We start from the raw sequence: 14,989 nt of genomic DNA on the forward strand, positions 1-14,989 counted from the left end.
GCTGGGCATGCAGCTTATGAATGATCTGCGCCGCGTCGACCTTAACCTGCTCGTGATCCTCGACGCCTTGCTCAGCGAGCAACACGTCACCCGCGCCGCCGAGCGCCTGCACCTGAGCCAGCCGGCGGTCAGCCATGCGTTGGCGCGGCTGCGCGATATGCTGGGCGACCCGCTGCTGATGCGTCAGGGCGGCACACTGGTGCCAACCGCCCGCGCCCTGGAATTGGCGGCGCCATTGACCGAAGCCCTGGCCCAGGTGCAGGCCTTACTGGCGCCGAATCGTTTTGATCCCGCCTCGGCCAAGCGCCGCTTTCGCGTGGCGATGTCGGACTACAGTGCGGCGATATTCCTGCCGGGCCTGGTTCGCCTCCTACGCCATGAAGCGCCCGGTATCGACTTGCAGATCATCCAGGCCAGCCGTGAAGGCATGGTTGAGGGTGTGCTCAATGGCGACCTCGACCTGGCTGCGGGTGTATTCCCCGACATGCCCGCCGAACTGCGGACTACGCCGCTGTTCGAAGAGCATTACACCTGCCTGGTCGACCCCACCAGCCTTGCGCCCAACGGAGTGCTGGACCTGCCGACATACCTGTCACGCCCCCATGTGCTGCTGGAGATGCGCGGCAGCGGCACGCCAGAAATAGAACGGGCGCTGACGGCCATTCGTGAACGCCGCCATGTAGCTATAAGCCTGCCGCACTGGGGTGTGGCGCCGCAGTTGATCCAGGGTACGGACCTGATTCTGACGGTGTCGTCCCGGGGTTTGATGAATATTGACGCTCGGCAATTGCTGGCCGTGCCACCGCCGTTTCATATTCCGTCGTTTGCCTTTGAGCTGGCCTGGCATACGCGGCGGGGTGGGGATGTGGGGTTACAGTGGTTGATTGGCAGGGTGGTGGGTGTATTGTCCGCAGACCCACGACAACGCGAGAACACCTAGATGCTCAGCGGTTTCAACCACCTGACCCTGGCCGTCACCGATGTGCCGCGCAGCGTCAGTTTCTATCAAGACCTGCTGCGCCTGCAGCTCGACGCAACCTGGGACAACGGTGCCTACCTCTCACTGCCTGGGCTTTGGCTGTGCCTGTCGCTGGACCCGTTGCGCTCGACTGCTCCGGCGGTGGATTACACCCACTATGCCCTTACTGTCGATGCTGCTGATTTCACTCCTTTGGTCGAATGCCTGCGCGCCGCCGGCATACAGGAGTGGCGAGACAACCGCAGCGAAGGCGCATCGTTTTATTTTCTCGATCCCGACGGCCATAAGCTGGAGCTCCATGTCGGCGATCTGGCCTCGCGGCTGCAAGCCTGTCGCGCCCGGCCCTATGCTGGAATGAAGTTTTACCCACCGCGCTGAAACATGCAGAATCGTTCACCTTCAAGCGTCTGTCGGAGCGTCTACCATGACCCCATCCTTGCTGTTCGCCGTACTGGCTTCGGGTTTTATCTACGGCATTACCCCTGGCCCCGGTGTCCTGGCCGTATTCGGCATCGGTGCGGCCCGTGGCCGGCGTGCCGGGGCAGGATTCTTGTGCGGTCATTTGCTCGGCGATGTGGTGTGGTGCAGTACGGCGCTGATTGCCATCGTCGGTGCGCGGGAAGTCGGCAGCAGTGCGTTTGACGTACTCGGTGTACTCAGTGGACTTTATTTGTTCTGGCTCGGCTGGCGTGCGATCCGTACCCAACGCCGCAACAGCGACGCTCCTCAGGGCGCGGCGCGCCATCCGTTCTGGCACGGTATTCTGTTTGGCTTGACCAACCCCAAGGCCTACCCGGTTGCCGTGGCGACGTTCACCGCGTTGCTGTCCAGCCGGGCCGAGTTGTTGACTTGGTCGATGCTGCCGACCTTGATTCTGCTGAGCTTTGTCGGTGGTTTGCTGGCCTACGCGATCCTGATCGGCGTGGTGGGTGCCCAACGGGTGCGCACGCTGTATCAACGCCATGAAATCCTGATCACCAAGCTCTGCGGCGTAATGTTTATCGGCTTCGCCCTCAATGCCCTGGCGCACGCATTGCCGGGCCTGTTCGGCAGCAAAGCGGCCTGAGGCGACGACGACCGTTCGTCGCACAGGTAAGTTTTTTCTAAACCTTTACCGCCGTGAAAATTCGAATTCAGGGCGGGTTGTATGCTCCCGCGCCTATTTTTGCCCTGGAGGAACCCATCATGAGCCGCATGGCTATCCGGTTACGCACCGCCAGTTTCGCGATGCTGCTGGGCCTCGGCGCCAGCAATGCTTTCGCCCAGTCGCCTGCAGAATTCATCGAGCAGGCTTCGGCCAAAGGCATGGCCGATATCGAAACCAGTCGCATGGCCCACGCCAAGACCTCGTCCCAGGAAATCAAGGACTACACCATTGAGGTCATCAACGAGCGCACTCTGGCCAACCAGCACTTGGCGGCGATCGCCAAGAAGCTTGATTTGCCAGTGGCCCCACGGGAGAAGATCGTTGATAAGGCCGAAACCCTGATGCCTGAACTCAAGGACGGCGATTCCTTTGACGCGGCCTATACCGCGCAGCAGGTCAAGGAGAACGAAGACGCCATTGCCCTGTTCCAGAAAGAAGGTGCGGCGTCGGATGTGCCAGAGATAAAGGCACTGGTGGATGAGACGCTGCCCAAGCTCGAAGAGCGCTTGCAAAAAGCCCGGGCCCTGGCGTCGACCTACGGTAAGGGCCATCAAGGCGACGGTTGAGGCCGCTGCCCGATCTGAAAAGCGGCGGTGGGAGGGGACTCCCACCGCCGTTTTTATGCAGGGTTTTAGACGGGGTATGGGTCAATGCCGTCTATAACGCCAGTTCCGTCTGACCTGTGCCTTCAAGTGCGAGCAAATACTGCTTGGCTGCCAGCCCGCCTGCGAACCCGGTCAGTCCGCCGGAGGCACCGATCACCCGGTGACATGGCGCAATGATTGAAATGGGGTTGCGCCCATTCGCGGCGCCGACGGCGCGCACGGCTTTGGGGTTGCCGATCTGCTGTGCGATCTGGCTATAGCTGCGGGTTTCGCCGAAGGGAATGGTCAGCAGTGCTTGCCAGACTTGCTTCTGGAAGTCAGTGCCGGTGAAGTCCAGTTCCAGTTCGAAGTGGTTACGCTTTCCGGCGAAGTATTCCTGCAATTGACGCTCGGTTTCCAAGAGCACTGGGCTGTCGTCGGCTTCGATCAATTCACCCAGGCGCACGCGATTGGCACGTTCTACTTCCCAGAGGATGGCGTTGAGTTTGCCATCCCGCGCCACCAGGGTGAGTTCACCGACAGGGGAAGGCATGAGCTTGTACTGGTAGTCCATGAGCAGTTTCCTTGAAGGGCGTTGATGGGGACGACGCCACTGTAGTTCCAGCAAGGGGGTTGGGAACTACGTTTCTTGCGGTCAAATTCTTGCCCAACTAGACATTCCAGTAAACCCAGCTGGAATAATGGGGGTACCCGTAGAGCCAGGCGATAATGTAAAGGGCCTTGAGTGCTGACGCTGTACTTAACATGACCATAGAAATGACGTTGAGCAGGGTGACAAACAAAGCGAACACAGCCGCGCGTGGGGTTGCGTGACGCCAGGCAAACCTCACGCCATACGCTGAGGCGGCAATCACTCCTGACTCCAGCAATAATTCGAGGGGCAAGGGCAGCCGTACAAACGAGACCAGCAGCGGCAAAACCAACACCCAGCCGGCTACTTGGCACAGGATGATTTTGGGTGTAGCTTTTTTGGTGTCCAGCATTTCCATGTTTCCGAACTCTGGGCCGATGAGCCTACATTATCGTGAGGTGTTGCCGGTCTTCCTGTAAGACTTTGCTTAGGCGTACCTATCGCTCCTGTTGTAATACCTTTCGCGCTGCGAATGCCAGAAACCCCGAGCAGCTTTTTCCTGTGGATGATTCAACACGTATTCAACGATGCGATTCAACAGATAGCCGAGCAGCAGATGAGTGCTGGAGACTAAATTTTAGGCATAAAAAAACCGGTCACCAAGGACCGGTTTTTTGTGCAGCCTCCGCCAGAAACCCCCTGACGCAAGTGCAAATCTGAGTGGAGCGGGTAGAGGGAATCGAACCCTCAACTAAAGCTTGGGAAGCTTTCGTTTTGCCACTAAACTATACCCGCTCAGAGCGGCTGACTTTGTACCAGATGTTCAGCTGGATTTGAAGTTTTTCTTTGAAAAATGTGAGAGTTGCGTGTGGCGACACAGCTTGCTCGCCACAGTCTCAGGCCTGATTTCAAAGCGTCCATGCATGCTGCGCCTGGCCCTGGCTATACCGTAACGGGCTTGCGGGCCGCTGCCCTTTCAAGAAGCCCACCACGGCCTCACGGCTGTCGCGGCACGCGGCTTTATGTTCCATGTCCAGGAAGTGTCCCGTCGCCTGAATGGTGCTGAAGCTGCTCTTGGCCACATGCTGGCCAAACAGTTTGGCGTCGTCTGCACTGGTGTATTCGTCCCACTCGCCGTTCAAGAACAACACTGGAATATCGATCTGCCTGGCTGCCTTGAGGTAGCACTGCCGGTCGCTGTTGAGCACGTGGCTGATGTGAAAGTGCATCTGCCCGTATTCGTGTGCGGCCAGGTTGCTGACATGGCGGTAGTTGAAGCGTTTGAACAGCGAAGGCAGGTGCTTGCCGATGGTGCTGTTAACCAGATGGCCGACGCGGTCGCGGTCGAGGTTGCCCAGGTAGTCGACGCCACGTTCGAGGTAGTCACGCATGGGCGCATTGATCACCGGCGAGAATGAGCTGATCACGGCTTTTTCTACCCGATGGGGTCGCTGTGCGAGGGCAACCAACGTGGCGGCCCCGCCCCAGGAGAAGGACAATACGTGTTCAGCGGCGAAGTGGTCGAGCAGTTCAAGGAGGATCTGGCCTTCGACTTCCTTGGTAAGCATCTGCTCATGACGGTTATGGATTTTGGAACGGCCAGCGTAGGGCTGGTCGTACAACACCACATTGAATTGCGGGTACAGGCTTTTCACGGTTTGAGCGAAGGACGCTGTGGTCGCCATTGAGCCGTTGACCAGGACGATGGTCTTTGCCGCCGCGTCCGCGCGATAGAACTCCGTGTACACCCGATACTGACCCTGTATATCCAGCACAGCGATTTCTGGCCTCATGTCGTAAGACTCCTGGCAAGCGGGTAGTGCGCGCAGATCACTCTGCACGAGCTTTATGACAGGTAGGCATACGCCTGGAAAATGAGGGCCCATGTCGGTCCGATGACGGCTGGCCGGCGGGTGTTGTTATGGCGGGCGGTTTGCCGGGAAGGCCCGTGGATCAGGCGCGGGCGAGGCAAGGTGTTTCTTGGAGGTTATAGGCGACTCATCAGTCATTATCTGGCTGAAGCCCTGATTCAAGCAGTACGGAACGCATGTCGCAAGGCGAGCGGCTGGTTTTTTGCCATCATCGGCTGAACGGTCGTCAGACTTTTAGGATCTCTTCGTCAGTCAGTGGCCGATACTGACCCGGCGCAAGCGACGCATCGAGCATTAACGGCCCCATTCGCTCGCGGTGCAGGCCGATCACCTTGTTATCAAAATGACCGAACATGCGTTTGACCTGGTGATATCGGCCTTCGATGATGCTCAACCGCGCTGTCCTGGGACCCAGCAGTTCAAGTTCGGCAGGTTGGGTGGTGAGATCTTCGAAAGCGAAATACACGCCCGCCGCGAACGTCACCGCGTACTGCGGGCCGATGTCCTGTTCGGTTTGCACGTGGTACACCTTGGGCAACTTGGTCTGCGGTTGCGTGAGGCGCCGCGACCATTGGCCGTCGTTGGTGATCAGCATAAGGCCGGTGGTGTTGAAATCCAGGCGCCCGGCGATATGCAGTTCGGCTTTGTCCGGTTCGTCCAGCAGGTCAAGGACCGTGGAGTGTTGCGGGTCCGACGTGGCGCTGACACAACCCTGGGGTTTGTGCAGCATGAAATAGCGCGCCGGCTTGCCCGCTTGCAGGATTTCACCATCAACGCAGACCTGGCTGAATTCACGTACGTCATGGTGAGGATCGCTGACCGCAACCCCTTCAACGGTCACCCGGCGTTCCACCAGCAACAGGCGCACTTGCTTGCGATTGAACTGTGGCAGGTTGCTGAGGAAACGATCAACGCGCATTGCGGTTCCGCAACTGTTCGTCCACCTGGGCGCAGCGTGGGCACAGGCAGGCTTTATTACGCAACTCATCCGGCAGGGCTTCAAGCACCGCCGGGTCGATTCTGACGCTGTAGCACCAGCAGGCTTGATCGGCAGTGCGCGGATCGGCCAGGGAGCAGTCGTTGCGGGCACCACAGGCGGGGCAAAGAGTCGGCGAGGTCATGGGTTGGTTCAGAAGGAAATCGGGTAGGGCACGTTAGTTGTTGCACGATACAGCGCTGCTGCGCGGCATTCCATCCTCATGGCGTTTTGGCGGGCTTTCACTTCGTTTGAAACAGATGTTTCCACTTGTGTCGCGAACGCACCAGATTCGGTTTTTGATGTCAGATGTTTCGTCATTCAGTGAAAGCTAAATGCCGCTCGCCAGCGTCGCTGGAGGAGCTCTTCCGCGGTCCAGGAGGCCGCCATGTATCGACGACTGCTGCTCATCGCTTTGCTCGGCCTGACCCTTTCAGCCTGCGTGCCCTATTACGATGGAGGCGCTACCTACTATCGCTCCGAGGTCTACACCGCACCGGCGCCAGCCTATTATTACGGCGGCCCGCGTTATTACCCTTCTGGGCGCAGCTATTACGCGCCAGCGCCTCGTTACTATGCGCCACAGCCTCGTTACTATTCGGCGCCGCGCTACTACCAACCAGCCCCGCGCTATTACCCGCGGGCCGGCTACAGGCCCTCCCCAAACCATGGGTGGGGCGACCGCTGGGGGAATGGCGGGCGTGGACGTGGTTCCGACCACGGAGGTGGTCGCGGCGGTCACCGTTAAATATCTTGAAAAACAAGCGGCGCATCATGCGCCGTTTTTTATGGGTACCGTACGTCTGTACTGTCAGATTTAACAGCTATCTTTGAGGTGCTAGCTGTACTTCACTAGCGCAAAGCCTGTGCTTTTGCGTGGTGAGACTGAGCAGATGGAATCCCTATGTTCAAACAATTGATTTGCGTGCTGCTGCTGTTGAGCTACGTCATTGCGCCGGCAAAAGCGGAGCAGGGCTGTCCTTATACGACGCAGATCGCGTACGCCGACGGCCATTATCGCGCCAAGGACAATGGCCTGCGCTGGCAGAGCCCGAAGGTTGCGTCTCGTGGTGTTATTGACGGATTCATTGGTGCAGTCTTCATGCCGGGCGAGGGCGAGGAGAGAGGAAACGGCTACATGGACAAGTGCATCTACCGCACCAGTTGGAACGGGGTGGTAGCGTTGAGGCCAAGCAGCGGCAATGAGGTTATCAACATGTCGTTGACCAGCACCTTGTATTGGAGGCTGCAGCCCGATGCGTTCGAGTTGCCGGTGTATACGTGCGAGGACAGCCAGCCGGACAATTGCGCTTTCAAGGTCAACGAAAAGCGTACAGGCCTGTCAGTAATCAGATAAATCTGCCAGAGGATTCCTACCTTCCCAGGCTTTGTCAAAGTGCGCCTGCACCACCGTTTCCGGGAGTGTGTTGATATCCGGCCAGTGCCAACGAGGCGCCTGGTCTTTGTCGATCAGGCGCGCCCGAACCCCTTCGGCGAATTCCGGATGACGGCAGCAGTTGAGGCTCAGGGTGTATTCCATCTCGAACACCTGGGCCAATGAGAGGTGACGGGCACGCTGGAGCTGTTCCCACACCAGATGCGCCGTCAGTGGGCAGCCCTCATTGAGGGTTTTGCCGGCCCGGCTCAATAGCGGGTCGCTGTGGTCGCGCAGCAGGCTCAAGGCGCGCCAGGCACACCGCACATCTCCTACATCCAGCCATTCGTCGATCTGTGCGCGGCGCGGTAGCCATTGCGCTTCGGGTTGATCGCTGATTGCCTCCTGCGCCAGGGCCTTGAGCAAGCTGTTGAGTTGCATCGCGCTCTGTTCCTGCCAGTTCAGCTGCAGCAGGCCATCGAGCAGATCGTCTTGCTGGTCATCACGCAGGAAACGGTCGGCCAGGCCCAAGTCCAGCGCGTCGCGACCGTTGATATGGGCGCCGGTGAGGCCCAGGAACAGGCCGAGCTTGCCTGGCAAGCGGGACAAGAACCAACTGGCCCCCACATCCGGGTACAAGCCAATGCTGATCTCGGGCATGGCCAAACGACTGCTTGGCGTAACGATACGCACGGCGGCGCTTTGCAACAGGCCCATGCCACCGCCCAATACATAACCGTGGCCCCAGCAGATCAACGGCTTCGGGTAGGTGTGCAGGCGGTAGTCAAGACGATATTCGGCGGCAAAAAACTGCGCGGCCAGGGTCGGAACTTCGCCCGGCTGTTCACGGCAAGCCTGAGCCAGACTGCGCACTTCGCCACCGGCGCAAAAAGCTTTGGGGCCGTTGCCGCGCAGCAGCACGCAGACGATCTGCGGGTCTTTGGCCCAGGCCTCCATGCGCTCATCCAGGGCCAGAATCATCGGCAGGGAGAGGGCGTTAAGGGACTTTGGCGCGTCCAGGCTGGCGATACCGATGCGAGCGCCGCCACTGCCGGTCAGTTCTTCGAAATGCAGGTTCATCGTGACCTCAATCGAGAAGGTGAAGGATGAGTATGATCCCTTCGTGGGAAAGTGCCGGTGCTGTGTCAGATCAATTGACAAGCGGGGTCGGCTTTCCTAGGGTTCGCCTCATTCTTTTTTACAAGACAATTCAACTATGACCGATGGCGACCGTATCAAACTCGAACCCAGCTGGAAACACGCCCTGCGGGAGGAGTTCGAGAAGCCCTACATGGCGCAATTGCGCGAGTTTCTGCGCCAGGAACATGCTGCTGGCAAAGAGATCTACCCCCCCGGCCCATTGATTTTCAACGCGCTCAACTCAACGCCGCTGGACAAGGTCAAGGTCGTGATCCTCGGACAAGACCCCTACCACGGCCCTGGCCAGGCCCATGGCCTGTGCTTCTCGGTACAACCGGGCGTGCCGGCGCCGCCGTCGCTGGTCAATATCTATAAAGAGCTCAAGCGCGACCTGAACATCGACATCCCCAACCACGGCTACCTGCAAAGCTGGGCCGACCAGGGCGTGCTGATGCTCAACACCACCATGACCGTGGAGCGCGCCAACGCCAACGCCCATGCGGGCAAGGGCTGGCAGTTCTTTACCGATCGGATTATCGAGGTAGTCAGCGAGCATCAGCCGCACCTGGTGTTCCTGCTGTGGGGCGCTCATGCTCAAAGCAAGCAGAAGCTCATCGACGCCACCAAGCATCTGGTGCTGACCTCGGTACATCCGTCGCCGTTGTCGGCGTATCGCGGGTTTCTGGGCTGCGGGCATTTCAGCCGGGCCAACAAGTTTCTCGAGCAGAATGGCGAGGCCCCCATTGAGTGGCGTTTGCCACCGGTCTGAGGCCTGGCACATTCAACATGTGGGAGGTTTTAGAGGGGGGCTGGCTGACGGTTCCAGTGCCGAAACAAAGGCTCGGCCAAAAACAGCACGAACAACAAGCGCATCACCTGCATCGCCGTCACCAAGGGCACCGACAGCTGCAGGGTTTCAGCTGTCAGGCTCATCTCAGCGATACCGCCTGGCATCATGCCCAGGGTCAGTGATCGCAGGTCGAGGTGAGTGAGGGCGCTCAAGCCCACCGCCGCTAACGTCGCCAGCAGCATGGTCAACGCCGTGCCAATCAAGGTGCGGCCCATGAACGATGGCGCGCGACGGAAGAACTGCCGATTGAAGTGGCAGCCCAAACCACTGCCGATCAACCATTGGCCGATCTGACTGCCGCCGTCTGGCAGGCCGATGTGTAAATCCCAGGTCACACTGGCGATCGCACTCACCAGCAATGGCCCGAACAGCCAAGGGTTGGGTTGGCGCAAGCGTTGCCAGCCCCAGGCAACCAGCGCACCCACCGGAAACAGCACGGCCAGCCACGCCCAGTCCACGGGCGCCGGATGGAACTGCGGCGCGCCGCCTCCGAGCAAATATTTGAAGATCGCTGGCACACACAGCACCACCACCAGCACACGCAGGCTTTGCCCGGCCGCAACCCGGCTGAGCACCGCGCCATTGCGGGCGCCAAGGTTGACCATCTCCCCGGAGCCGCCCGGCATGCTGGAGAAAAACGCCGTGGCGCGGTCTTCACCGCTGCGGCGCATCAACCATACGCCCACCACGCTCGACAAGCTGGTGACCAGTGCACCGAAGAAAATCAGGCCGAAGTGGCTCATCACCTGCTCGATCACCACCGGGGTGAAGTGCAGGCCGATGCCGATGCCCACCACCCATTGGCCGCATTTGCGCCCGCCGGGAATCTCTGCCAATTGCCAGGGCGTCAGGCAGCGCACCAGGATGATCGCCAGCAACGAGCCGACCATGTACGGCAACGGCCAGCCCACCAGGCTGGCCAGGTAACCGCCGGCCAGGCCGACCAGCGGTGTTCCCCACCAATGTTTAAAGGTGACCTCAGACATCGGCCAGGGCACGACGCTGTTGCTCGCGTTTACGCCAGATACGCAGCAGCGGTACAAGCAGCATGATTGCGGTCAGCACCCAGACGCCAAAGGTGATCGGGCTCGACCACAGGATTTCCAGCGCACCGTTGGAGATCGACAGCGCACGGCGTAGGTTCTGCTCCATCAGGCCGCCGAGGATAAAGCCCAGCAGCAGCGGCGACAGCGGGAAGTCCAGCTTGCGCAGGATGTAGCCGAAGATGCCGATGGCGATCATCAGGAACAGATCAAAGGTAGTGGCATGCACGGCGTACACGCCAATCGCGGTGATGATGGCGATCACCGGCACCAGCGCCCAGTTCGGCACGGCGAGGATACGGGTGAAGATGCGGATCATCGGGATGTTGAGCACCACCAGCATGATGTTGGCAATGAACAACGAGGCGATCAGGCCCCAGACAATGTCCGGTTGCTGTTGGAACAGCAATGGGCCGGGGGTGATGTTGTACAGCGACAGCGCGCCGATCATCACCGCCGTGGTGCCCGAGCCAGGAACGCCGAGGGTCAGCATGGGTACCATAGCGCCGCAGACCGACGCGCCGATTGCGGTTTCAGGAGCTGCCAGGCCGCGCATGTCGCCCTGACCGAATTTGCCGCTGGCGCCTGCGATGCGTTTCTCGGTCATGTAGGCAACGGCCGAGGCCATGGTCGCACCAGCGCCCGGCAACACGCCGATGATAAAGCCCGACACGCCGCAACGAAGATTCACGGTGAGCACCGACAAGGCTTCCTTGACGTTGAACATCATGCGCCCTGTGGCTTTCACCGCTTCCTGGCCACGGTGGGTTTTTTCCAGCAGCAGGAGAATCTCGCTGATGGAGAACAGGCCGAGCACCAGGACCACGAACTGGATACCGTCGGTCAGGTGAATATTGTCGCCGGTAAAGCGGTATACACCGCTGTTGGCGTCGATGCCCACGCAAGAGAGGAACAAGCCGATCAGCGCGGCAACAAACGTCTTCAGCGGTTTGTCACCGGCCATGCCGCCCAGGCAGACAATCGCAAACACCATCAGGACGAAATATTCCGCCGGGCCGAACGCAATTGCCCACTTGGCCAGCAGCGGGGCGAACAGCACCATGCCGCAGGTGGCGATAAACGCGCCGATGAACGAACTCCAGGCCGACAACGACAGTGCCACGCCAGCCAGGCCTTTGCGGGCCATCGGGTAGCCGTCGAGGGTGGTCATCACGGTGGAGGCTTCGCCTGGGATGTTCAGCAGAATCGAACTGATGCGGCCACCGTATTCGCAGCCCAGGTACACGGCTGCCAGCAGGATCAGCGCCGACTCGGGCGGCAAGCCCAGGGCGAAGGCGATGGGAATCAGCAGTGCCACGCCGTTGATCGGGCCCAGGCCCGGCAACAGGCCGACCACGGTGCCGATCAGGGTGCCGCACAACGCGGTCACCAGGTTATAGGGGCTCAGCGCAATGCCGAAACCCTGGCCCAAATAGCCAAAAGTATCCATATCAGTTCTCCAGAACGTCGAGCAGGCCGAGGGGCAACGGTACGTCCATGGTTTTATCGAACAGCAGATAAAGCCCGACGCTCATCAAGGTGATGATCACCACGCTGGGCCACCAGCGGCCGCCGTACAGCCGTGCCATCGGAATACCGATCAGCATGCTGCTGAGAATGAAGCCCAAGGATTCGAACGTGGCGGCAAACACCAGCAGCAGGGCCACACAGATGCCGATCTTGATCAACGTGGGTTGGTCCAGCGCGGGTTCATCGTCAGTGTGTTTGGTCGCCTGCGGGCGAATCATCATGTAGATAAGCGCCAGACCCATCAGCCCGAGCAACAGCAGGGGGAAGGCTCTTGGCCCTACGGGTTCGTAGGAAAAAGCCGCCTGATACGGCCAAGCCATCAGTGCCAGGCCGATACAGGCCAGCAATAGCACGGCAGCGAAAATGCGTTGTAAGAGCATAGAAAACTCCAAGGCCCCTCTTGTAGGAACGAGCTTGCTCGCGAAAAACTTCAACGATAACGCGTGCTCTCTGGACGCACGTGGATGTCCTTGGGTTCTTCGCGAGCACGCTCGCTCCTGCAGGGGCATTACACAAAAGAGGGGCGATTACTGGATCAGGCCGAACTCTTTGGCCAGCACTTTGTAGTCAGCCACCTGTTTCTTCACGTAGGTGTCCAGCTCCTGGCCCGTCATGGCGAACGGGAACAGCTCGCGCTGGTCACGCAGCTTGGCGAACTCTTCGGAAGCCAGCAGTTTGTCGAAGGCGTCTTTCCACCAGGCGTAGTCGGCATCGCTGACCTTTGGCCCCAGGTAGAAGCCACGCACCACCGGCCAGACGATGTCGTAGCCTTGCTCTTTGGCGGTCGGGATATCCTTCATTTCCGGCTCATCCAGGCGTTGCTCGGAGAACACCGCCAGCAGGCGCATATCGCCGCTCTGGATATGCGGCATGGAGTCGGAGATGTCGGTACTGCCCACCTGGATATGCCCCCCCAGCAGAGCCGTAGCGATTTCACCGCCACCCTCAAGGGCGACGTAACGCAGTTCGCGCGGGTTGATCCCGGCGGCCTTGGCGATCAGCGCGGTTTGCATCCAGTCCTGGCTGCCGACGGTGCCGCCAGAGCCGATCACCACGCTGCCTGGGTCTTTCTTCAGGGCTTTGACCAGGTCATCGAGGGTCTTGTAGGGCGAGTCGCTTTTCACCGCGATGGCGCCATAGCTGGTGCCCACTGCCGCCAACCAGCGCACGGCGCTTTCATCAAAACGGCCGAACTTGCCCTGGGCCAGGTTCAGCAGCGAACCGCTCGACCAGGCGACCAACGTGCCCGCATCCGCAGGGCGCTGGGCGACGACCGCGTTGTAGGCTACCGCGCCCACGCCGCCTGGCATGTAGGTCACACGCATCGGCTTGGTCAGCAGCTTTTGGTTCACCAGCGCGCTTTGCGCCAGTTTGCAAGTCAGGTCAAAACCGCCGCCTGGGGAGGCCGGGGCGATGCATTCCGGCCGCTTGGGTTCGTCGGCGGCCAGCAGTTGGCCGGCGAACAGCATGCAGCCAGCGGCGAGGGCAAATTTACGCAGTGAAAGGGTCATGGTGATCTCCATCGTTTTTGTTATGAGGGGGTTACTACCAAAGTGCGACGCTATAGCTGACCAGCAAGCGCATTTCATCCGCATCACGGGCCGAATAGTTGGAACGATAGGTGGCGTTACGCAGGCGCACGGCCACATCTTTGAACGTGCCGCTTTGCACCACGTACTTGATCTCGCTGTTGCGTTCCCACTCTTTGCCGGTCTCGCCGTTCTTGAGCTTGATGTTGTCACCCGAGAGGTAACGGCTCATGAAACTCAAGCCAGGAATGCCCAGCTTGGCGAAATCGTAGTCGTAACGTGCCTGCCAGGAGCGTTCTTCGGCGCCGGCAAAATCGTTGATCTGCACGAAGTTGACCAGGTACGGGTCACTGCCATCCACATACGGGAAGGCGCTGTCGCCGGACATGTGCTGGTAGCCGGCGCTGAGCTTATGGCCATTGAGGGCATAGCTGAACAGGCCGTTGAGGGACTTGTTGTCGATATTGCCGCCGCGGGCCGAGCCGGTGTCATCGCTGATTGCCAGTCGCAGGTCGGCGGCGAAAGTGCCAGGGCCCATCGGGCGTGAGGCGACCATGCCGAGGAAGTGTTGGCGATACACGTCGTCGAGTTGGGCGAAGTGGTAGCTGCCGATGATCTTGTCGGCGAACTTGTAGTCGACGCCGCCGAAGTTGAAGTGCTTGCCGGTGGCACCGCTGAGGAAGCGGCTGTTCTTGTTATTGAGCGCGATGTCTTCGTAGTTGGTGTCGTCGCGGTCCTTGGCTTTGTCCAGGCGACCACCAGTGAATACCAGGTTCTTGAATTCCTTGGAGGTGATCAAGCCACCGTTGAAGGTCTGCGGCAGGATGCGCCCGTCGTTGGGCTTGAGGATCGGCAGTTCGGGGATCAGCGAGCCGATCTTCAGCTCGGTGGCGGAGATTTTCACTTTACCGGTCAGGCCCAGCTTGGAGTACTCGTTGGCGGCGCGGCCGTCATCGTGGGTCGGCAGCAGGCCGGTGCCGGTGCGGTCGGGGCTGGAGTCGAGCTTGACGCCGAGCATGCCCAGCGCATCCACGCCAAAGCCGACGGTGCCGTCGGTGTAGCCTGATTGCAGGTTGAGCATGAAGCCTTGGGCCCATTCGTCGCGCTTGGATTGCTGGGCACTGGTACCGTCGCGAAAGTCGCGGTTGAAGTACATATTGCGGGTTTCCAGGGTCGCGCTACTGTCTTCGAAGAAGGCAGCCTGGCTGAGCGGCGAAAAGCCGGCAAGGGCAGCGGCACTGGCGAGGGCGGTGTGGGTCAGGCGGGAAGAACGAACAGGCGGGCAAGCCTGTGGCTGGGTCGACAGCATCGTGGTGTACTCCGTTATTGTTCTTATTCTGGCGAAAACGCTTCGAGGCGTTTTTCGGGCGCTA

At 59.9% G+C, this 14,989-nt stretch carries 18 protein-coding genes, 1 tRNA gene and 1 pseudogene; 7 read left to right on the plus strand and 13 right to left on the minus strand.

Features of this window, described 5'->3' with window-relative positions; genetic code table 11:
- Positions 1-7: 7 nt before the first annotated feature.
- The 4 genes from JJD66_RS18365 (at position 8) to JJD66_RS18380 (ending at position 2,692) form a co-directional block, all read left to right on the plus strand.
- On the plus strand, positions 8-940 hold the full coding sequence (locus JJD66_RS18365; RefSeq protein WP_442800179.1) for a LysR family transcriptional regulator: 933 nt from the start codon (positions 8-10) through the stop codon (positions 938-940).
- Positions 941-1,357 (plus strand): fosfomycin resistance glutathione transferase, encoded by a 417-nt coding sequence (gene fos / locus JJD66_RS18370; RefSeq protein ID WP_200648716.1) that lies wholly within the window; start codon positions 941-943, stop codon positions 1,355-1,357.
- Positions 1,358-1,403: 46 nt separating this feature from the next.
- The gene (locus tag JJD66_RS18375) at positions 1,404-2,045 is read left to right on the plus strand and encodes a LysE family translocator (RefSeq protein WP_198715036.1); all 642 of its coding nucleotides are present in this window, start codon (positions 1,404-1,406) and stop codon (positions 2,043-2,045) included.
- A 119-nt stretch (positions 2,046-2,164) separates the two neighbouring features.
- Positions 2,165-2,692: a DUF4142 domain-containing protein gene (locus JJD66_RS18380; protein ID WP_003189402.1), complete on the plus strand. Its 528-nt coding sequence runs from the start codon at positions 2,165-2,167 to the stop codon at positions 2,690-2,692.
- 91 nt (positions 2,693-2,783) lie between these two features.
- On the opposite strand, the gene JJD66_RS18385 is transcribed toward JJD66_RS18380, so the two are convergent.
- The 7 genes and pseudogenes from JJD66_RS18385 to JJD66_RS18415 all read right to left on the minus strand — a co-directional run bounded on the left by JJD66_RS18385 (position 2,784) and on the right by JJD66_RS18415 (position 6,294).
- Positions 2,784-3,284: a methylated-DNA--[protein]-cysteine S-methyltransferase gene (locus JJD66_RS18385; RefSeq protein ID WP_105226097.1), complete on the minus strand. Its 501-nt coding sequence runs from the start codon at positions 3,282-3,284 to the stop codon at positions 2,784-2,786.
- A gap of 97 nt (positions 3,285-3,381) precedes the next feature.
- Positions 3,382-3,714 carry a hypothetical protein gene (locus JJD66_RS18390; RefSeq protein WP_200648739.1) on the minus strand — a complete coding sequence of 111 codons (333 nt, stop codon included), beginning with the start codon at positions 3,712-3,714 and terminating at the stop codon, positions 3,382-3,384.
- Between the two features lie 85 nt (positions 3,715-3,799).
- Positions 3,800-3,915: pseudogene (locus tag JJD66_RS18395) on the minus strand (type II toxin-antitoxin system HicB family antitoxin); the annotation flags it as partial.
- A gap of 108 nt (positions 3,916-4,023) precedes the next feature.
- A tRNA-Gly gene (locus JJD66_RS18400) sits at positions 4,024-4,097 on the minus strand.
- A gap of 113 nt (positions 4,098-4,210) precedes the next feature.
- On the minus strand, positions 4,211-5,095 hold the full coding sequence (locus tag JJD66_RS18405) for an alpha/beta fold hydrolase (protein WP_200648717.1): 885 nt from the start codon (positions 5,093-5,095) through the stop codon (positions 4,211-4,213).
- A 304-nt stretch (positions 5,096-5,399) separates the two neighbouring features.
- A complete protein-coding gene (locus JJD66_RS18410; protein WP_198715033.1) occupies positions 5,400-6,092 on the minus strand; it encodes a pseudouridine synthase in 693 nt (230 codons plus the stop codon).
- Positions 6,082-6,294 (minus strand): cysteine-rich CWC family protein, encoded by a 213-nt coding sequence (locus JJD66_RS18415; RefSeq protein ID WP_105226100.1) that lies wholly within the window; start codon positions 6,292-6,294, stop codon positions 6,082-6,084. The genes JJD66_RS18410 and JJD66_RS18415 overlap by 11 nt, the downstream gene beginning before the upstream one ends.
- A 243-nt stretch (positions 6,295-6,537) precedes the next feature.
- Between JJD66_RS18415 and JJD66_RS18420 the strand changes: the two genes are divergently transcribed.
- A complete protein-coding gene (locus JJD66_RS18420; protein ID WP_105226101.1) occupies positions 6,538-6,897 on the plus strand; it encodes a hypothetical protein in 360 nt (119 codons plus the stop codon).
- 156 nt (positions 6,898-7,053) lie between these two features.
- Complete coding sequence (locus JJD66_RS18425; RefSeq protein ID WP_200648718.1) at positions 7,054-7,506, plus strand: DUF3757 domain-containing protein; 453 nt, start codon at positions 7,054-7,056, stop codon at positions 7,504-7,506.
- On the opposite strand, the gene JJD66_RS18430 is transcribed toward JJD66_RS18425, so the two are convergent.
- The gene (locus JJD66_RS18430; RefSeq protein ID WP_200648719.1) at positions 7,492-8,604 is read right to left on the minus strand and encodes an enoyl-CoA hydratase/isomerase family protein; all 1,113 of its coding nucleotides are present in this window, start codon (positions 8,602-8,604) and stop codon (positions 7,492-7,494) included. The two genes, JJD66_RS18425 and JJD66_RS18430, sit on opposite strands and share 15 nt — an antisense overlap.
- A 136-nt stretch (positions 8,605-8,740) precedes the next feature.
- Between JJD66_RS18430 and ung the strand changes: the two genes are divergently transcribed.
- The gene (ung, locus tag JJD66_RS18435) at positions 8,741-9,433 is read left to right on the plus strand and encodes a uracil-DNA glycosylase (protein ID WP_020301023.1); all 693 of its coding nucleotides are present in this window, start codon (positions 8,741-8,743) and stop codon (positions 9,431-9,433) included.
- 29 nt (positions 9,434-9,462) lie between these two features.
- On the opposite strand, the gene JJD66_RS18440 is transcribed toward ung, so the two are convergent.
- From JJD66_RS18440 to JJD66_RS18460, 5 genes are all read right to left on the minus strand, one after another.
- On the minus strand, positions 9,463-10,500 hold the full coding sequence (locus tag JJD66_RS18440; RefSeq protein ID WP_057975659.1) for an AbrB family transcriptional regulator: 1,038 nt from the start codon (positions 10,498-10,500) through the stop codon (positions 9,463-9,465).
- On the minus strand, positions 10,493-12,007 hold the full coding sequence (locus JJD66_RS18445; RefSeq protein WP_200648720.1) for a tripartite tricarboxylate transporter permease: 1,515 nt from the start codon (positions 12,005-12,007) through the stop codon (positions 10,493-10,495). The genes JJD66_RS18440 and JJD66_RS18445 overlap by 8 nt, the downstream gene beginning before the upstream one ends.
- A 1-nt stretch (position 12,008) precedes the next feature.
- Positions 12,009-12,467 (minus strand): tripartite tricarboxylate transporter TctB family protein, encoded by a 459-nt coding sequence (locus JJD66_RS18450; protein WP_198715027.1) that lies wholly within the window; start codon positions 12,465-12,467, stop codon positions 12,009-12,011.
- A 147-nt stretch (positions 12,468-12,614) separates the two neighbouring features.
- Positions 12,615-13,604 carry a Bug family tripartite tricarboxylate transporter substrate binding protein gene (locus tag JJD66_RS18455; RefSeq protein WP_161793218.1) on the minus strand — a complete coding sequence of 330 codons (990 nt, stop codon included), beginning with the start codon at positions 13,602-13,604 and terminating at the stop codon, positions 12,615-12,617.
- A gap of 28 nt (positions 13,605-13,632) precedes the next feature.
- Positions 13,633-14,925: an OprD family porin gene (locus JJD66_RS18460; protein ID WP_200648721.1), complete on the minus strand. Its 1,293-nt coding sequence runs from the start codon at positions 14,923-14,925 to the stop codon at positions 13,633-13,635.
- Positions 14,926-14,989 lie beyond the last annotated feature (64 nt).

It is taken from the genome of Pseudomonas sp. MF6751, from assembly GCF_016613265.1.
In the GTDB taxonomy this organism is placed as follows: domain Bacteria; phylum Pseudomonadota; class Gammaproteobacteria; order Pseudomonadales; family Pseudomonadaceae; genus Aquipseudomonas; species Aquipseudomonas fluorescens_BV.